Source organism: Shewanella sp. POL2 (assembly GCF_000282755.1).
In the GTDB taxonomy this organism is placed as follows: domain Bacteria; phylum Pseudomonadota; class Gammaproteobacteria; order Enterobacterales; family Shewanellaceae; genus Shewanella; species Shewanella xiamenensis.
The window spans coordinates 36,426-56,076 of record NZ_AKZL01000031.1 but is presented as its reverse complement, the minus strand read 5'-3'; the positions used below and the strand labels follow the sequence as shown (position 1 = coordinate 56,076).

The following is a 19,651-nucleotide window of genomic DNA, read 5'->3' as shown; positions in this document are numbered from 1 at the left end:
CACTAATGTGGGCTTTTTTACTACGCAAAGTTGCGATCCTTAATCGGGGCTGAGCTCACCAACTAAGTTTTGCAACATAGCAGCCTTAATTTCGCTCGGCTTTAAGTTTTTCGACAGCAGATAATGTAACTTAGCCAATGCAGCCTCAATGGTCATATCTGCGCCACTGATCACGCCTGCTTTAGCGAGGGCGTTTCCCGTTGCATAACCGCCCATATTCACTTTGCCTTGGAAACACTGAGTTAGGTTCACTAACACAATTCCCCGTTCATCCGCTTGCTTTAGGGTATCAAGTAATGCCGTATCTTGCGGTGCATTCCCTACACCAAAGGTCAGTAAAATGAGCGCCTTAACGGGTTGCTGTAGAATATTCTCAAAAATCTGCGTGGAGATACCAGGGTATAGGGTGACCACACCGACAGGCTGAGGGCTGATATTAGCGACTTCTAACGGCTTATCGCTTGGCGTGGCAATTTTACCTGCGCGCAGATTAATTTTGATCCCCGCTTCAAGCAGTAAGGGGAAGTTTGGTGAGGCAAAGGCATCGAAGCCATCGGCGTGGGCTTTGGTAGAACGATTGCCACGGAACAGTTTGTTATTAAAGAATAAGCAAACCTCAGCCACTGGATAATTAGCAGCGATATACAAAGAGTTGAGCAGGTTGGTTTGGCCGTCGGAACGCAACTGCGCCAAGGGGATTTGTGAGCCGGTGACGATAACTGGCTTTGATAGGCCTTGAAGCATAAAGGATAAGGCTGATGCAGTATAGGCCATGGTATCAGTGCCGTGGAGGATCACAAAGCCATCGTACTTGTCGTAATTGGCCTTGATATCATCGGCAATCATTTGCCAGTCGGTCGGTGCCATGTTTGATGAGTCGATGAGCGGGCAGTACTCGTGGATCACAAACTCAGGCATTTCAGCATGGTAAAACTCGGGCATGGATTGGACGCATTGGGTCAAAAATCCTGCTACTGGTGCAAAGCCATTATCGGTTTTTTGCATGCCTATGGTGCCGCCCGTGTAGGCGACATAAATGGAGCGTTTAGTCATTCTTGTCGTTATCTTAGCTTCACGTGGGCTAATTATACGATTTTGCTGACATAAACCCAATAAAAAAGCCCGAGGTATCGGGCTTTTGTGTCTTTCATCTTGAGTCTGCGCTAGTTTATCGCACAGCTGTCACAATATACATACACATGATTAGGGTCATTAAAGGCCGCGATAGTCTTTAAGCTACCGGTCCATTGGCTCAGCATTTGCTCAAGCAGCGTTGAATGGCTGAGTGAAGCGGGTAAATAAGCCGACACTGAAGCAAACATTTGCTGCACAAAACGCTGCTCAGGCGTGAGTTCTTGCTCAATCACACGGGTATCGAACAGGCTTAAATCCGCCAGTTTTGCTGCTTTCGCGACAGCTTGGTCTATATCACCTAGCTCGTCAACTAAGCCTAGTTCTAGAGCTTTTTTACCACTCCACACACGGCCTTGGGCGATGTTATCCACTTGTTCTAAGGTCATTTTTCGTTCCTTAGCCACCAGTGAAATAAAGTCTAAGTAGCCACGCTCAATATGGCGCTGGATTACCGATTCAATTTGTGGCGAGAGGGTGCGCGTGACTGATAAACCCGCCCATTCAGAGGTTGATACGCCGTCGGTATGGATGCCTAAACTGGCGAGTGAATCTTCGAAGGTGGTGATCATCCCGAAGATGCCGATAGAGCCCGTCAGTGTTGTTGGTGTCGCGAAGATATAATCGGCGCTGGCCGAAATCCAATAACCGCCGGATGCCGCAAGGCTACCCATACTGACCACCACAGGTTTACCCGCCGCTTTGAGGGCGAGTAATTCTTGGCGGATTTGCTCCGAGGCAAAGGCGCTACCGCCAGGGCTGTCAACTCGTAACACCAGCGCTTTAATATGTTTATCAAATCGCGCCTTACGAATGAGTTCAGCCGTGCTATCGCCACCAATCTGCCCGGCGGGTTGGCTGCCATTTAAAATAGTGCCGCTGGCAACGATAATACCAACACTGTCTTGCTCAACAAAGCTTGGCAGAGGTGTCACTAGGGTTAAATAGTCGTAAAAGCTGACCTGCTTAAAGCTGTCACCCGACTTTTCTTTACCCACGGTCTCAAGCATAACTTTGCGGAAATCTTCATCGGTCGCTAGGGTATCGACCCATTTCATATTGAGGGCCATAGTCGCAGAATCGCCCTCAGCCTTATCGAGTTGTGCAAGGTAGTTTGCCGAGTCCAAAACCAAGGCTTTGGTATCAATTTGGCGATTTGTTGCCACCGTTTGAGTGTAACTTTGCCAAACATCAGCAAGTAGGACGCTGCTGGCCTCTCTGGCCGCATCTGACATATCGTCACGCATATAAGGTTCTACTGCGGATTTAAACGTCCCAACACGGAAGATATGTGCTTTTATCTTGAGTTTTTCGAGGGCGGATTTGAAGTATTGGTTATACATACTTAATCCCTCAAGTGAGACGCTACCTTGAGGATTGAGGTAAATAGTATCGGCAAAACTGGCAAGAAAATATTGGTTTTGTTCGTAATAGTTACCAATCGCTACGACCTTTTTGCCGCTTTCTTTAAAACGATTTAAGGCGTCGCCAATGGATTGTAATTTGCTGATCCCCGCACGTTTTAGCTCTGCCAAGTCTAAGACTATAGTGCTTATCCTGTTATCGTGCGCCGCGTTATCAATCACATAGATAATATCCGCCAGTAGGATTTCGCCATCGCTGCTGCCGTTATTACCTTGCTTGAGTGCGGCTTCAAGCGGGTCGACCTGTTGTTTTTGATCAACAATCGATCCCGCAAGATTAAGTACCAGTGCCGAATTATCTTCGACCTGAATATCTTCACTACTGCCAATGACAATCAGAATCATGGCGAGGAGGCCAAAAAAGATCAGGTTGAGTATGAATTTACGGATCCCGTTAAGGGCGTTCCAAATGAATAAGCATATTCTCTTGAAAAACGATGGGTTAGCGGACATTAGCCACTCCTTTGCATATCGAATGTGCCAATGCTAACTGAAAATCTCTTCACTGGCTAAACACAATTGTAAAGGTTTTTAACTTTTAACCCGTTAGCAACAGTTGAGCTTACATTTGACTCAAGGTATGCTCATTTAAATCACTTGTTTAAAAAGGATGTTTGAATGTCGTTTCCCCATTTATTAGAACCCTTAGATCTGGGATTTACCCAGCTAAAAAACCGTGTGCTAATGGGCTCCATGCACACGGGGTTAGAAGAAGAAAAGGGCGGATTTGAGAAACTGGCAGCGTTTTATAAAGAGCGTGCGTTGGGCGGTGTAGGATTGATCGTCACTGGCGGAATTTCACCAAACCTACGTGGCCGCTTAACTCCCCATGCTTGTCAGTTGAGTTTCCCCTGGCAAGTGGGCAAGCACCGCATTGTGACTCAAGCGGTGCATGAAGCCGGAGGTAAAATCTGTATGCAAATCCTGCATGCTGGCCGCTATGGTTATCATCCTTTTTCGCAGGCACCGAGTAAAATCAAATCGCCGATTACTCCCTTTACGCCTTCGGCCATGTCGAGCCGTCAAGTACGTGCCACCATTAAGGATTACGCCAGTTCTGCCGCCTTAGCGAAAAGAGCAGGGTATGATGGCGTTGAAGTGATGGGCTCTGAGGGGTATTTGATCAACCAATTTATCAGTTCCCGGACCAATACGCGCACCGATGAATGGGGCGGCAGTTTTGAAAAACGCGCGCAATTTCCGCTAGAGATTGTGAATGCCATTCGTGCCAAAGTGGGCAAAGACTTCATCATTATTTTCCGTTTATCTATGCTCGACTTAGTCGATAACGGCTCCACTTGGGACGAAGTTGTGCAACTGGCCAAATGGCTTGAACATGCGGGAGTGTCTATTATCAATACTGGGATTGGCTGGCATGAGGCCCGTGTGCCAACCATTGCGACTAGCGTGCCCCGCGGCGCCTTTGCTTGGGTGACCGAAAAACTTAAGAAGTCGGTTTCAGTGCCCTTGATTGCCACAAACCGTATTAATACGCCTGAGATTGGCGAGCAAATCATCGCCTCTGGTCAAGCGGACATGGTATCTATGGCGAGGCCGTTCCTAGCTGATCCTGAGTTTGTGAATAAAGCGGCGGCCAATACGCCAGAGCTGATTAATACCTGTATTGGTTGTAATCAGGCCTGTTTAGATCATACCTTCTCTCTGAAACGTGCCACCTGCTTGGTCAATCCTCGTGCCTGTTATGAGACCGAAATTAACTTTTTACCTACCAATAAAAAGAAGCGAATTGCAGTGATGGGCGCGGGTCCCGCAGGCATGGCATTTTCGGTGTATGCAGCGATGCGTGGTAATGAAGTCGTGCTTTTTGAGGCGAAATCCGAGGTGGGAGGTCAGTTTAATCTGGCACGTAAAATCCCAGGAAAAGAAGAGTTTAACGAGACGATTCGCTATTTCCTTAATCAAATCAAACTGCATAAAATCGATTTGCGCTTAAATACTCGCTTGGATGCTAAGGTACTGGAAACCGAAACGTTTGATGAAATCGTCATTGCTTCCGGCGTGGTCCCGCGCGAGTTGAGCTTGCCAGGATTTGATAGCCCCAAAGTGGTGGATTATCAACAGGTGCTGACGGGCCAAGCTACGATTGGCAACAAAGTGGCCCTGATTGGTGCTGGCGGTATTGGCTTTGATATGGCGCATTACCTCTGCGAATCTGAGTCTAGCACCCTCAATCCTGAAAAATGGTTAAAGCAGTGGGGTATAGACAAGCAATATCAGCATGCGGGTGGATTAGCCGAGCCTGAAGTGGATAATAGCGATCACAGACAAGTTTATTTGCTGCAACGTAAGACCTCTAAGATGGGCCAAGGTTTAGGTAAAACCACCGGTTGGATCCACCGTTTAGTGTTAAAACAGCACAATGTGAAAATGAAAACCGGCGTCAACTATGAAAAGTTTGATGACGCTGGCCTACATATTCGGGTTGGTGAGCAAACTGAAGTGCTAGCCGTGGATAATGTGATCCTCTGCGCCGGACAAGAATCAAACCGCACCTTAGTCGATGAGATGAAAGCAACGGGTATTCCGGTGCATTTGATTGGCGGTGTCGATGTTGCCGCTGAGCTGGATGCAAAACGGGCCATTCGTCAAGGCGCCGAGCTTGCTATGCGGCTGTAGTTTTTAAGCGGTTTCACCAATAAAAAGCCTGAGTCTGACTCAGGCTTTTTTGTTGATTGATATGAAGATAAGCGCTTATCTATATGAGTGGGCCATTTGCTTAGTTGGGTAAATGCCCATAACTGACGACTCGAGTGACTTGCCTCTGGCCATTGGTGTGTTGCCAGACCATTAAAAATTTGGCTTTGCCGTTAAACTGCCAGTTTCTTGGCTGCAAAATTTATGTACACCCTCTGTTATCGCGCCAAAGTCCTTGATGGGATAGGGGCTTGAAAGCTTTCTTAGACGCGAGTGAGCGTGAGTATTGACCGCAGGCAAAGTTTTTGGTGTTGTTGATCATCGACTCGCGAACCCAAGTCACACCCGAAAATGCCTAAGAGTTTAAGACAACTATTTTAGTCTTCAACCACTTCTTGCTGTGGCACGGCTTTGAGGTTGGCGGTTTTACGTGTAGATGTAGACTGAGCGCGGGTGTGGCAAGAATAGGTCACCACGGCAGCGCCTTCGGGCGATAAGTCGAGTTCTAAATCTTCGCTGGGTATACAGCAGCAGGGCAGACATTCGTCGGCATTGAGATCGGCTAGAGGCTCGGTTAAATAGCTGACACGACCACTAAGCACTTTTGTTTTACAGGCACCACAAAAGCCACTACGACATTCAGAGAAAATTCTGACTTTTTTGGCTTCAAGAGCTTGCAGTAAAGAGCCGTGCTGCGGGGTAAATAGCAGCACAGGTTGCCCTTGCAGGCGCACAATGGGCGCCTTGGCAAAGGGATTATTCAATGGATGGCTCTTTAGCTGGTTCGACTTAGTCATTTCGTAATCTAGTCATTTCACAATCAAAAGTGATTAGAGATCGAAATCAAGAAATTCATCACTGTCGACGGCTGCATCAATTTGGCCGACCAGATAGGATGACACTTCCACTTCTTGGGGAGCCACTTGTACCGCGTCACTCTCTAGCCAGTTTTTCATCCATGGCAGTGGGTTAGTTTGTTCTGCATAAGGTAGCGGCAGGTTAACTGACTTCATCCGTTGGTTGGTAATGTACTCAACATATTGGCAGAGGATCTGCTCGTTTAGACCGATCATTGAGCCGTCTTTGAACAAGTATTTCGCCCATTCTTTTTCTTGTTCGGCGGCTTTTAGGAACAGGTTATAGGCTTCCTGTTGGCATTCTGCGGCAATCTCGGCCATCTCAGGATCGTCTTTGCCGCCCTGCATAATGGTTAAGATATGCTGAGTGCTGTTTAAGTGCAGCGCCTCGTCACGGGCGATAAGACGAATAATTTTCGCGTTACCTTCCATAAGTTTACGCTCAGCGAAGGCAAATGAGCAGGCAAAGCTCACGTAGAAGCGAATGGCTTCGAGCGCGTTAACTGACATCATGCACAGGTATAGCGCTTTTTTCAGGGTGCGGGTATTTACCTCTAAAGGCTCACCATCAATCACATGGGTGCCTTCACCGAGTAAATGATATGTCTGGGTTAATTTGATGAGGTGATCGTAGAACTCTGCAATGTCTGTGGCACGGCGCAGGATCTCATGGTTTACCACGATATCGTCAAAAATTACCGAAGGATCGTTGACGATATTGCGAATAATATGAGTGTATGAGCGCGAGTGAATGGTCTCGGAGAATGACCAGGTTTCAATCCAGGTTTCTAACTCAGGCAGTGACACCAGTGGCAAAAAAGCTACGTTAGGCGAGCGACCTTGAATTGAATCGAGCAGCGTTTGGTATTTCAGGTTCGAAATAAAAATATGCTTTTCATGATCGGGTAGTGAGTTGTAGTCGATTTTATCGCGGCTCACATCGACTTCCTCTGGGCGCCAGAAGAAAGACAGCTGCTTTTCAATTAGTTTTTCAAACACTTCATATTTTTGTTGGTCATAACGTGCGACGTTTACCGATTGTCCGAAGAACATGGGTTCACGGGTGGCATCGTTGGGTGTTTGGCAAAAAGTAGAGTAGGTCATGGTACGAGTATTCCAATAAGTCGGGATCCCATTGGGATCCCGCAACCGTTAACATTGAAGATTAGATTTTGCAAGCGCCGCCAGCACAGCCGTCATCTTCTTTCTCTATGTTGGTAATGTCATCGTGTTGATCCGATGCACCATCGCGAGTGTTATGGTAGTACAGTGTTTTTACACCTAACTTGTAGGCATTGAGTAAGTCTTTTAGCAGGGTCTGCATTGGGACTTTACGGCCCTCAAAACGCGCTGGATCATAGTTTGTGTTGGCCGAAATCGCTTGGTCAACGAACTTTTGCATGATACCCACAAGCTGTAAGTAACCTTCGTTGCTTGGCATTTGCCATAACAGCTCGTAGTTGTATTTCAGCTCATCAAAATCGGGTACCACTTGCTTTAACTGGCCATCTTTACTGGCTTTGACACTGATCAAGCCGCGTGGCGGTTCGATACCGTTGGTGGCGTTTGAGATCTGTGATGAAGTCTCAGACGGCATCAGTGCAGACAATGTCGAGTTACGTAAACCGTATTCTTTAATGTCGTTACGCAGCGCTTCCCAGTCTAAATGCAATGGCTCACTGCAAATCTTATCTAGGTCACGTTTGTAGGTATCGATAGGTAAAATACCTTGAGCGTAAGTGGTCTCATTAAATAATGGGCACGCACCTTTTTCTTTCGCCAGATTCATTGACGCTTTGAGCAGATAAAACTGAATCGCTTCAAAGGTCTTGTGAGTCAGATTGTTCGCGCTACCATCGGAGTACTTCATACCATTCTTCGCTAAATAGTTAGCGAAGTTGATAACACCAATCCCTAAGGTACGACGGTTCATCGACGAAATCTGCGCCGCTTTGATTGGATAATCTTGGTAATCCAGCAGGTTATCTAAGGCTCGCACGGCTAAATCAGCTAATGGCTCCAGTTCCGCTAAATCGGTAATTGTCCCCAGGTTTAATGCCGACAGTGTACAAAGGGCGATTTCGCCGTTTGGATCGTCAATGTTATTCAATGGCTTAGTCGGCAGAGCGATTTCAAGGCAGAGGTTAGACTGTCTGATCGGTGCAACTTTTGAGTCAAATGGACTGTGGGTGTTACAGTGATCCACGTTTTGAATGTAGATACGGCCCGTTGAAGCACGTTCTTGCATCATCAGTGAGAACAGATCCACCGCTTTTAATGTCTTTTTGCGAATGCTGCTGTCTTGCTCATATTGCAGATATAAACGCTCAAATTCGGCTTGATCTTCAAAGAAGGCATCGTAAAGACCGGGTACGTCCGATGGGCTGAACAGGCTGATATTTTCGCCTTTGATCAGACGTTGATACATGAGTTTATTCAGTTGCACGCCGTAGTCTAAATGACGGATACGGTTATCTTCAACGCCACGGTTATTTTTCAGTACTAGCAGCGATTCAACTTCTAAGTGCCAAATAGGATAGAAGAGGGTAGCTGCACCGCCGCGCACGCCGCCTTGCGAGCACGATTTCACCGCAGTTTGGAAATACTTGTAGAAAGGTAAGCAACCCGTGTGGAAGGCTTCGCCACCACGGATTGGGCTTCCTAATGCACGGATACGACCAGCGTTGATACCGATACCAGCGCGTTGGCTCACGTATTTTACGATAGATGATGCTGTCGCGTTGATTGAATCCAAGCTATCGCCACATTCAATCAGTACGCATGAGCTAAACTGACGAGTCGGCGTACGCACTCCCGCCATGATAGGCGTTGGCAGTGAAATCTTAAAAGTCGATACTGCGTCGTAAAAATCTTTGACGTATTGCAGACGCGTTGCCTTTGGATAGCGGGCAAACAAACAGGCCGCCACCAGAATATAGAGGAACTGGGCGCTCTCATAAATCTCGTGGGTGACGCGGTTTTGAACCAGATACTTACCTTCAAGCTGTTTTACGGCTGCGTAGGAGAAGTTCATATCGCGCCAATGGTCGATATAAGTATCCATAATATCGAGTTCTTCGCGGGTGTAATCCTGCAGAATATGCATATCATACTTACCCAACTCTACCAGCTTAGTGACATGGTCATATAACTTGGGTGGCTCGAACTGACCAAAAGCCTTCTTACGCAAATGGAATACGGCTAAACGCGCAGCCAGAAACTGATAATCGGGTGACTCAGGGGAAATTAAATCCGCCGCAGATTTGATGATCGTTTCGTGGATAGCTTCGGTTGGGATCCCATCGAAAAACTGTAAATGCGTGCGAAGTTCAACTTCAGAAACAGAAACGTTTTTTAACCCCTTGGCTGCCCAAGTAATTACGCGGTGTATTTTGTCGAGATCAATTGTCTCACGTGCACCACAGCGTTTTGTAACTGTCATATTGCTATTCATTGAAGAGAGGCCTTGGTTCTGATATCTGTTCAGGTGAACTAAGTCACCGTACGTTTCCTTGTAAAACAATCAACCTGAAAACCCTTAATACTGTTGACTATGGTGAAAATAGTCGATTTAGCGGGGAACTTCTAGTGTGTCTGATTGCTACCTATACACAAGATATGGTGTTTTAAATAATCTGAGATACAAGATAGTGAGGTTTGCTATTATTTGCAAGTCTCAATTTAGGGGGTATCTTGTGGATATCTTGAGGATAAAAAAATGCGTTAGTAATGACTAACCCTGTAGCTCAAATTGAGATTAGCGTGCGTTTGATATGGCGAATTTTTATTCCGATCCCGCAGTGTGATCGATCGCTAAAATAAGCAGCGATCACGATCGCGGGGATTGACCCATAGCGTTAATTCTATTAATAGCTATCAGCAAGAATCCTGATTCGTGCTTATTTTGTTAACGCTTGGCTTAGTGCCGAATATAAATTCGAAGGCGTCGTAAACTGTGCATAGGCAGGCCATGCATCGGGTGTATCGTCTTCGCCCAAATATCCCCACAGCGCTACACCGCCGAGCATGCCCGCCGCTTGGGCTGCGAGTAAATCCCGCTCGGCATCGCCTAAATAAAGGATTTGCTGTGGCTTGCACTGCAACTGCTGCGCGCCTAATAACATAGGTGCGGTATGGGGCTTAGGGTAACGGGTCGAATCGCCGCTGATCATCACTGGCATACGCGAGCTGAGCTTAAGTTTATGTAACAGGGGACGAGTAAAGCGGGCAGGTTTATTGGTGATGACTCCAAATGGCACGCGGCATAACTCGAGCCAGTCAAGCAGAGGGGAAATACCTTCAAACAATTGGCAATGGTCGCCATTGATCCTTTGATAGTGGGCAAGGAGTCCTTGCTGGACTTGGGTGCGTAGCACTTCATCTGCGCCTGGAATGGCCGCATCGACTAAGGCAAAGCTGCCATGGGAGGCGGCGCTACGCATGTCTGCAAAGGGTTTTGCTGCAATACCGACATCAGACAAACTGAGGTTAAGGGCCTGAACCAGATCCGGCGCGGTATCGGCAAGGGTACCATCAAGGTCGAATAAGACCCCTTTAACCTCAGCTAAACTCATCTTAATCTGCCTTTTGCGTTGCTATCATATAGTTTACATCGACCTTAGATGTGTACTTAAAAATCCCTGTTAACGGGTTATAAGTGATCCCAAGGGCGTCTTTGCAGATGAGGTCGGTGTTATCGACTAACTCAATCAATTCGGAAGGTTTAATAAACTTATTATGATCATGAGTGCCGATGGGCAGCATTTTCAGTAAATATTCGGCGCCAATAATGGTTTCAACAAAGGATTTAACATTGCGATTAATTGTAGAGAAAAACACAAAACCACCAGGTTTTACCATATCGCAGCAGGCTTGGATCACTGATTGGGGATTGGGTACGTGTTCGAGCATCTCCATGCAGGTCACCACATCATAGTATTCGCGGTGATCTTCCCTATGAGCCTCGGCGGTGTTTTTCACGTAATTGATGCTCACACCGGTTTCCAGCGCATGCAAGCGTGCAACTTCTAACGGTTCTTCACCCATATCAAGACCATCAACCACTGCACCGATGCGCGCCATACTTTCGGATAAAATGCCACCGCCGCAACCGACGTCGAGCACTTTTTTACCAAAAATCCCACCAGCAGTCTGATCGATATAGTTTAAGCGAAGGGGATTTAATAGATGCAGCGGTTTAAACTCGCCATTGAGATCCCACCAGGTTTCGGCCATACGTTCAAACTTTGCGATTTCCTGTGGGTCTACGTTGGTATTCTGTTGCATGCGATTACCTAAAGCGGCTGAATAGTGCGGCTATTATAACGACAATGGTGGATAAACACAGTATTGGCTGATTCTAAGTCTTTGTGGTTGAGTGAAATTTCAGCAATTATCATTAATTCTTGAACACTTTGTGAAGCGGAGCGGTTTTTCTGCTCGGATATTAATCAAGTCTTGGACTCAATTTCGCCATTAACAACCGATTTTATCGGGTTTAAAAGTGCAAATTGACAGTGTTTTCATCTATTAAGCCACATCCTTCTCAATTCGCGCAGGATAGGTCTGGCGACATTAAATAACTGTGTTAGAATGCCAAATCACGTTTTTGGGCCGCTCAATGATACGGATTATGCGTTGTCGGCTAATTTTCAGGGGAACGAGCAGTTTATGACTGATCTGGCATCATCTATTTCGCCAATTAATATCGAAGACGAACTAAAGAATTCGTACCTTGATTACGCCATGAGCGTCATCGTAGGACGTGCATTACCAGACGTGCGTGATGGCCTTAAGCCTGTACATCGCCGCGTGCTGTTTGCCATGAGTGAATTGAAGAACGATTGGAACAAGCCGTACAAAAAGTCTGCCCGTGTGGTCGGTGACGTGATCGGTAAATATCACCCCCATGGTGACTCGGCGGTATACGACACTATCGTGCGTATGGCTCAGCCTTTCTCACTGCGTTACACCTTAGTCGACGGTCAAGGAAACTTCGGTTCGGTTGACGGTGACTCTGCCGCGGCAATGCGTTATACCGAAATCCGCATGGATAAGTTAGCGCACCAGCTCCTCGCCGATCTTGAAAAAGAAACCGTTGACTATGTGCCAAACTACGACGGCACAGAACAAATTCCTGCGGTATTACCGACACGCGTACCTAACCTGTTGATTAACGGTTCATCGGGTATTGCGGTGGGTATGGCGACGAACATCCCGCCACACAACTTAACGGAAGTGGTTAAAGGCTGTTTAGCGCTTATCGCCGATCCTGCGCTGTCGATTGAACAGCTCATGGAATATATTCCTGGCCCTGATTTCCCAACGGCGGCGATCATCAATGGTCGTAAGGGCATTATCGATGCGTACAAGACGGGGCGCGGCCGCGCCGTTATGCGCGCGCTGGCTGAAGTCGAAACCGAAGATAACGGCCGTGAACGTATTATCGTCACCGAAATTCCTTATCAGGTGAACAAGGCGAAACTCATCGAGAAAATCGCTGAGCTAGTTAAAGATAAGAAGATTGAAGGCATTAGCGGTCTGCGCGATGAGTCTGACAAAGACGGTATGCGCATCGTTATCGAAATCAAGCGTGGCGAAGTGGGCGAAGTTGTTCTGAACAACCTCTATGCCCAGACACAAATGCAATGTTCTTTTGGTATCAACATGGTGGCTTTGACCAATGGTCAGCCTAAGTTGTTCAACTTAAAAGAAATGCTCGAATGCTTTATCCTGCACCGCCGTGAAGTGGTGACTCGCCGTACCGTATTCGAACTGCGTAAAGCGCGCGAACGCGCCCATATTCTTGAGGCATTAGCGGTCGCGCTGGCCAACATCGACCCGATTATTGCGCTGATCAAAGCTTCGCCAACGCCAGCAGACGCTAAAGTCAAACTGGTTGAGCAGGGCTGGGCGCTCGGTCATGTACAGGGCATGCTTGAAAAAGCGGGTGATGATGCGGCGCGTCCTGAATGGTTAGAGCCAGAATTCGGTATCCGTGACGGCTTATATTATCTGACTGAGCAACAGGCTCAGGCGATTCTAGAGCTGCGTTTACACCGTTTAACCGGTCTTGAGCACGATAAGATCATCGCTGAATACGAAGAGCTGCTCGAGTTCATCGCAGGTCTGCTGTTTATTTTGCGCAGCCCTGAGCGTTTGATGGAAGTGATCAAAGAAGAGCTGGAAGAAATTCTTGCTGAATATGGCGATGCGCGCCGCACGGTGATCAACGCCAACGAAATTGATATGAGTCTTGAAGACTTAATCAACGAAGAAGACGTGGTTGTGACCCTGTCGCACTTAGGTTACGCCAAATACCAACCGCTGAGCGATTACCAAGCCCAGCGCCGTGGTGGTAAGGGTAAAGCCGCAACTAAGGTGAAAGACGAAGATTTCGTTGAAAAACTGCTGGTTGCGAACACCCATGATACGATTCTGTGCTTCTCAGATTTTGGTAAGATGTACTGGCTCAAGGTCTATCAGTTACCGCTGGCGAGCCGGACATCGCGCGGTCGTCCGATTGTTAACTTGCTGCCACTGGCCGATGGCGAACGCATTACGGCGATTCTGCCGGTGCGTGAATACGCCGAAGATAAGTACATTATCATGGCGACCTCTAACGGTACCGTGAAGAAGACTGCGCTGACAGCTTACAGCAACCCACGTGCTAACGGCATTATCGCTGTTAACCTCAAAGACGGTGACCAACTGATCGGTGTCGATATCACCAATGGTGATGATGAGATCATGTTGTTCTCGAACGAAGGTAAAGTGGTTCGCTTTAAAGAAGGCGAAGAAGTTGCTGTCCTCGATGAAAACGGCAACCCAGTGCTGGATGAAGAAGGCAATCCACAAATCAACTTCAAGGGCGTGCGTCCAATGGGCCGCGGTGCGACCGGTGTTCGCGGTATCAAGCTTGAAGAAGGCCAAAAAGTGGTGTCTCTCATCGTACCTAAGGGCGATGGCGCTATCCTAACCGTGACTGAAAACGGCTATGGTAAACGTACTGAACTGTCTGAATACCCATCTAAGAGCCGCGCGACCAAAGGTGTGGTATCGATCAAGGTGAGTGAGCGTAACGGTGCAGTTGTTGGCGCGGTACAAGTTGGCGGCAATGATGAAATCATGCTGATCAGCGACAAAGGTACCTTAGTGCGTACGCCGGCGAACGGTGTGTCTATCATCGGCCGTAACACCCAAGGTGTGACCATTATCCGCACCGCAAGTGATGAGAAAGTGGTTGGTCTGCAACGTATCGATGAGATCCAAGGCGACGAAGATGAAGTCGAGCTGGATGAAAACGGTATGCCAATCGTCCCAGTTGTCGCTGAAGGTGACTCTGTTCAACAAGAGCCTTTAGAGGAAGAGGATGAACTGGAAGAAGAATTAGACGAAGACGAAGAGCTTGACGACGAGCAAGACGAAGACTAATTCGAAAGCATAAAAACGAGCGTCCAATTGGACGCTCGTTTTTTTCATGGCAACGTTTTATTTTATGAATTCTAATATCATGGTTTGTAAATAAGGAGAGTGGCAGTGAGCGCGATTTATAATTTCTGTGCAGGTCCTGCGATGTTACCCGCAGCGGTAATGAAAAAAGCACAACAGGAATTACTCGATTGGAATGGGCTAGGTGTCTCCGTGATGGAAGTCAGCCACAGAGGTAAGGAATTTATCGCGCTGACCAAGCAAGCTGAGGCGGATTTACGCGAGCTGATGCACATTCCACAAAACTATCATGTGCTGTTTATGCACGGCGGTGGTCGCGGTCAGTTCTCTGCCGTTGTGAATAATTTTTTAGGCAACCAAGGCCGAGCCCTGTATTTAGTCAGTGGTCAATGGTCTTCTGCGGCATTAGCCGAAGCACAAAAGCTGGCGGGCGACGCGCAAATTGATAGCCTTAACATTGTTGAAAAACATAATGGACTCAATGCAGTAGTGCTGCCTGATCTGCATAAGATTGATGCCGATTACCGTTATGTGCATTACTGCCCAAATGAGACAGTTGATGGTATCGAAATTTTTGATGAGTTAGACAGTCCATGGCCAATTGTTGCCGATTTATCTTCAACCATTATGTCGCGTGAAATCGATGTCAGCCGTTACGGCTTAATTTATGCTGGCGCGCAAAAGAACATTGGTCCTTCGGGCTTATCTATTGTGATCGTGCGTGATGATATGTTGAAACTGCCGAGTTTAACCCAATCATCCATTATGGATTATCGTTTAGCGGTGGAGCATGACTCTATGTTCAATACGCCACCAACATTTGCCTGGTACTTAGCGGCCGAAGTGTTTGCTTGGCTTAAATCGATTGGTGGAGTGGCGAGTATCGCAAAAATCAATCAGCAAAAAGCGCAAATGCTATATGCCTGTATCGATGCCAATCCTTTCTATAAAAATGGTGTCGTCGCGGCGAACCGCTCACAAATGAACGTGACTTTCCAACTGGCGGATGAATCCCTTGATGGCGCCTTCTTAAAAGAGGCCGAAGCGGCGGGCTTAGTGGCTTTAAAAGGACACCGAATTGTCGGTGGTATGCGTGCAAGCCTATACAATGCAATGCCACTGGAAGGTGTTGCCGCGCTGGTGACATTTATGAACGAGTTTGCAGCTAAACATCACAAGATGTAGTCCGCACTCACCCTATAGCGCATAAGTTTTAAGCTGTTATACGCAAAAAGCGAATGCACATATGCATTCGCTTTTTTGTTGGCAGGATTTGGTTAGATGCAACCCAGATAAGCTTGCGGCAATGGCACTTGTACCGAGCAAGCCTGTGAGCCGGCACGCATAACAGACCAATATACTTAGCTATCTATTGGGTAAGTTTTATCTTATTGTTTATCATCATTAAAAGTTGATATTTTGTTTTTTACCATAAGATAAATTACCAGGAAACCACTGATGGATTTAGCCAAGCTTTCGCGTATTAGTATGAAGCACTTAATCACTTTACACGTGATGCTCGATACTCTGAGCGTTACCGCCAGCGCTGAGCGCTTATGCTTAAGCCCTTCATCTGTCAGTAAAACCTTAAGTCAACTTCGAGACAGTTTGAATGATGAACTGTTTTACCGTAATGGTAATTCACTGGTTGCAACACCTTTAGCCAAACGATTAGGCCCAAGCGTGCAACAAATGATCAATGATATGAATCAGATCATGAGTCAAGATGCGTTTACCCCAATAAACTATGAGGGCCGTTTTTCGCTTGCAATGCGTGAAAGCACCTTTGAACTGCTGGCCGCCAAACTTAGCGCCCATATTTTGAGTTTGGCGCCCCATATTCATCTCGATATTTACAGCAAAGACAATATCGGTTTTGATGGACTCATTAATGGCTCGTTAGATTTTGTATTGTTACCCCATGATTTGAGTCAGCCTAATCCTTCGCAAGATGATCTAGTGTGGGAAACCTTATTCAGCGATGAAATGATTTGCCTAATGAACTCATCACATCCCTTGGCCAAACAATCGCATATCAGCTTTGATGATTATCTCAGCTTCAGCCATATAGGCATCACAGATACAGATCTGAGTACGCCCTATTTTGATATTTTACTCGCTCAGCAATCTCAAAAACGTGCCGTCCCCATTTCGGTGCCAGACTTTGGCAGTGCGGCGTTAATGTGTCACCACAGTGAACTGCTGTTTACCTGCTCGCGCCGCTGGGCATCTATCGCGAGCCAAGCCAAAGGCTTAACCGTGAAACCGTTACCCATCGAATATGGAAAAGTGGCTTATAGCCTCGTATGGCATAAACAAAGTATGAAGGATCCCGCACTACGTTGGTTGTACGAGCAGATCCTGCTTTGTAGCCGTTAAAGGTAGATGGACGGTAACACGATATTTGTTAAACCTCGCTGGGCAAGGGAGGCTGCTAAGGCTTCCATATCGGTTTGTGTGCAACTTGGCCAAGTTAACGCCTCATCAACCACGCCATGGTGGTGAAAGGCGTTTAATTTCAACCGCGTATCGGCGCCGAGTGTCAGTAAATAGCTAGATAGCGCGTCTATCTCCTGTTCAAAATCCGTAATACCTGGAATATGCAGCAACCTTACTTCATACAGTTTTTGCTGCTGCGCCAAAAGTTGAATGGATTTGAACACCGCATGGTTATCTCGCCCGGTAATGTATCTATGGGTATCTCGTTGCCATGCTTTAAGATCCACCATAGCGCCGTCTAAAAAGGGCAGCAGTTTATGCCAACCAGTGAGGCTCAAACTGCCATTGGTATCAAGCATACAGGTTAACTGTGATAACGACGTTGAGGCCTTAATCGCTTTAAATAATTCAATAATAAATGGCAGTTGTAGACTTGCTTCGCCGCCGCTCACCGTAATGCCATTAATAAAGTGACGCTGATGGTGAAGAATCGCCAAGATTTCTTCAACAGTGTATCGGGTGACTTTGGGATTGGCTTGTTTTGGACACACAGCAAGACAAGTATCGCACTGGCTACAACGGTCTTTATCCCAATGGATCTGATGCTTATTGTTAGCGTTTATCAATGTCAGCGCCTTGTCAGGGCAGGTGGCAATGCAATCACCACAGCCATCGCATAAGCCGATGGTATGTGGGTTATGGCAGTTCTTACATTGATAGTTGCAGCCCTGCAGGAATAACACGAGCCTGCTGCCAGGCCCGTCGACGCAGGAAAACGGCAATAGTTGGCTGACAATTGCCTGTTTATTTATGACCGGTTTAGTTAACAACACAGGGGGAGTGCTCATGGGCAATAACGCGTGCTTGGCGTTGCAATATGCCGGTATTTTGTGCTGCTTCAGCCCCTAAACCCGTGGTATTAAGGCGCGAACCGCATTGTTTAAATGCTTCAATATCAGAGCGTTTTACCATATAGCCAGTGACACGCATTAAATCGTTAGAGGCCACATTGGCGGTAAACTCCCTAAAACCTAGCTCAAGCGCCGCTTTACACAGTTGGAACATCGCTTGAGGATTCGATTTGACAGTTTCATCGATAGTCAAAATATCGCTAATCCCCGCCGTATAATACTGGTGATGCTGCGCGAGGGCTTGAATATGAGCGATGGGATTGGGTTCCGTGCCATAGGGAATACGAACGCCTGGCGTCACGTCTTTATCGAGGCTAATACCGCCCTGTGAATGCAGCAGCGCTCGTCCATGGTAGCCATAGGTGACGGGCGTGGATTTTACTATGGTATCGAGGGCGGCAGAAATGCGGTAGCCAAGTTGGTTTGCATCCATGCTATGGCCATAACCTGTGGGTTTGTTTGATTGAGATGATTTGTCTGTCTCACTTGTCATCTGAGCTTGCAGAATATTCACCGCTTCAGCCATACCGTAAATACCAAACATGGGGGCAAAGCGCGATTCATCAATCAATTGTTCTTTAACTAAAAAGCTATCAAAGAAGTGCGACTCTTGATGTAAAAATGCTGAGCGCGCCTCGATAAGTTCGAAGGTGAGTGAGCAGTAATAGGGCAAGACACGCTCAAAAAAGTCATTGATTGATGTGGCCTTTAATGCCACTTCTTTCAGATTGAGTCTAACCAAGGTATTAGCACCGCCTGCTAATGGTAAGGCATTGTAGCAACTCACAATACCAAAGCCGCGCTTGTCAAATGCACTGGCATGCAGAGGATAGTTGGCGATATGCGGTTTACTGCACTGACAAATATTGGTGGCCGCAATTTGCAATAATTCATCCGGCGTGACGGCGGGGTCATACATAAAGGTCAAATTGGGGGCAACTTGTTTGAGCTCGGCATCAATGCGCAGTAGGGTACGGCAAACAATATTGTCTGTCGGGCCAATATTGACGTGCATAAAGGCGTCGGGCAGGGTTCTGTCAAGCATTATCCAGAACAGCTTTAGTTTACGATAAAGGACATCTGCATCCATTCCTTCCACGAAAGGCATCAAAGTATCGTCCAACTGACCCAAATACACGGGGATATTGGTCACCGATGGCACATGGTGATACAGAATCGTTAAGGCATTGAGAGCTTCATCTAAATCCTGTGCAGGTGAAAGTTCTAAATATTCAGAGCCTTGCTGAAGATAACGGGCATAATCTGGCAATACATAGCGCGGTTTAAACGGTGTATGGCCTTCAAACATATCGCAGATAACGCCGTCATTCATCGCCGCGTTTACCTCAGTCGATATCGGCATGTAGGGCAAACTTGCCTCAGCCTCCAACGCTAAATAGTTAGATTTTTGCTTAGGTGAAAGCTGCGACTTAGTGACAATTTGCATTAATTTATCTTGTAATAACATGGCGGAATATCCACAAGCTTAATAATGACGATTAATTTACTCAGTGGCTCTGGCTTTAAAAAGTGAAAATTACCGTAGCTCCGATTGATAAAATGGAAATCCGCCGACCGAGATCACAACGTGCGGTTTATTGTGATAAGACCGTGGAGTCAACGTCATTCAAATAGGGTTTTACGATTGAAAATAAATGCTTAAAGGGTGACGATGGCGTGGCTTATGAGGTTTTTTGGGGAGAAACGAAAAGGAAGACTCGTCAATCCAAACTAAATAGAACTTGAGTGTAATATTGACAAGCGGTAGATAAACTCTGCTGCA

The 19,651-nt window shown here is 46.8% G+C and carries 13 protein-coding genes; 4 read left to right on the top strand and 9 right to left on the bottom strand.

The window, feature by feature from the left end; genetic code table 11:
* Window positions 1-39: 39 nt before the first annotated feature.
* Together ansA and sppA are read right to left on the bottom strand one after the other, a co-directional pair.
* Window positions 40-1,053: an asparaginase gene (gene ansA / locus SHEWPOL2_RS10445; protein ID WP_037418865.1), complete on the bottom strand. Its 1,014-nt coding sequence runs from the start codon at window positions 1,051-1,053 to the stop codon at window positions 40-42.
* Between the two features lie 110 nt (window positions 1,054-1,163).
* The gene (gene sppA / locus SHEWPOL2_RS10440) at window positions 1,164-3,008 is read right to left on the bottom strand and encodes a signal peptide peptidase SppA (RefSeq protein WP_037418868.1); all 1,845 of its coding nucleotides are present in this window, start codon (window positions 3,006-3,008) and stop codon (window positions 1,164-1,166) included.
* A 165-nt stretch (window positions 3,009-3,173) separates the two neighbouring features.
* Between sppA and SHEWPOL2_RS10435 the strand changes: the two genes are divergently transcribed.
* Complete coding sequence (locus tag SHEWPOL2_RS10435) at window positions 3,174-5,192, top strand: NADPH-dependent 2,4-dienoyl-CoA reductase (RefSeq protein WP_037428099.1); 2,019 nt, start codon at window positions 3,174-3,176, stop codon at window positions 5,190-5,192.
* A gap of 395 nt (window positions 5,193-5,587) precedes the next feature.
* Here SHEWPOL2_RS10435 and yfaE read toward each other — a convergent pair whose 3' ends face one another.
* The 5 genes from yfaE to ubiG all read right to left on the bottom strand — a co-directional run bounded on the left by yfaE (window position 5,588) and on the right by ubiG (window position 11,353).
* On the bottom strand, window positions 5,588-6,007 hold the full coding sequence (gene yfaE / locus SHEWPOL2_RS10430; RefSeq protein WP_037428098.1) for a class I ribonucleotide reductase maintenance protein YfaE: 420 nt from the start codon (window positions 6,005-6,007) through the stop codon (window positions 5,588-5,590).
* A gap of 33 nt (window positions 6,008-6,040) precedes the next feature.
* Window positions 6,041-7,171, bottom strand: a complete 1,131-nt coding sequence (gene nrdB, locus SHEWPOL2_RS10425; RefSeq protein ID WP_037418877.1) for a class Ia ribonucleoside-diphosphate reductase subunit beta — start codon at window positions 7,169-7,171, stop codon at window positions 6,041-6,043.
* 61 nt (window positions 7,172-7,232) lie between these two features.
* Window positions 7,233-9,521 (bottom strand): class 1a ribonucleoside-diphosphate reductase subunit alpha, encoded by a 2,289-nt coding sequence (nrdA, locus tag SHEWPOL2_RS10420; protein WP_037418879.1) that lies wholly within the window; start codon window positions 9,519-9,521, stop codon window positions 7,233-7,235.
* Between the two features lie 445 nt (window positions 9,522-9,966).
* Entirely contained in the window at window positions 9,967-10,641 is a 675-nt protein-coding gene (locus tag SHEWPOL2_RS10415; RefSeq protein ID WP_037428096.1) for an HAD-IA family hydrolase, read from the bottom strand.
* A gap of 1 nt (window position 10,642) precedes the next feature.
* The gene (gene ubiG, locus SHEWPOL2_RS10410) at window positions 10,643-11,353 is read right to left on the bottom strand and encodes a bifunctional 2-polyprenyl-6-hydroxyphenol methylase/3-demethylubiquinol 3-O-methyltransferase UbiG (protein WP_037418885.1); all 711 of its coding nucleotides are present in this window, start codon (window positions 11,351-11,353) and stop codon (window positions 10,643-10,645) included.
* Between the two features lie 384 nt (window positions 11,354-11,737).
* Here ubiG and gyrA point away from each other — a divergent pair, with 384 nt between their 5' ends.
* The 3 genes from gyrA (at window position 11,738) to SHEWPOL2_RS10395 (ending at window position 16,897) form a co-directional block, all read left to right on the top strand.
* Window positions 11,738-14,500 (top strand): DNA gyrase subunit A, encoded by a 2,763-nt coding sequence (gyrA, locus tag SHEWPOL2_RS10405; protein ID WP_037428108.1) that lies wholly within the window; start codon window positions 11,738-11,740, stop codon window positions 14,498-14,500.
* Window positions 14,501-14,605: 105 nt separating this feature from the next.
* Complete coding sequence (gene serC / locus SHEWPOL2_RS10400; protein ID WP_037418887.1) at window positions 14,606-15,703, top strand: 3-phosphoserine/phosphohydroxythreonine transaminase; 1,098 nt, start codon at window positions 14,606-14,608, stop codon at window positions 15,701-15,703.
* Between the two features lie 273 nt (window positions 15,704-15,976).
* Window positions 15,977-16,897 carry a LysR family transcriptional regulator gene (locus SHEWPOL2_RS10395; RefSeq protein ID WP_037428095.1) on the top strand — a complete coding sequence of 307 codons (921 nt, stop codon included), beginning with the start codon at window positions 15,977-15,979 and terminating at the stop codon, window positions 16,895-16,897.
* On the opposite strand, the gene SHEWPOL2_RS10390 is transcribed toward SHEWPOL2_RS10395, so the two are convergent.
* The gene (locus SHEWPOL2_RS10390) at window positions 16,894-17,805 is read right to left on the bottom strand and encodes a YjjW family glycine radical enzyme activase (protein ID WP_050991347.1); all 912 of its coding nucleotides are present in this window, start codon (window positions 17,803-17,805) and stop codon (window positions 16,894-16,896) included. The genes SHEWPOL2_RS10395 and SHEWPOL2_RS10390 overlap by 4 nt on opposite strands.
* Window positions 17,777-19,336 (bottom strand): YjjI family glycine radical enzyme, encoded by a 1,560-nt coding sequence (locus SHEWPOL2_RS10385; RefSeq protein ID WP_037428093.1) that lies wholly within the window; start codon window positions 19,334-19,336, stop codon window positions 17,777-17,779. Before SHEWPOL2_RS10385 ends, SHEWPOL2_RS10390 begins: the two co-directional genes overlap by 29 nt.
* Between the last annotated feature and the right edge of the window lie 315 nt (window positions 19,337-19,651).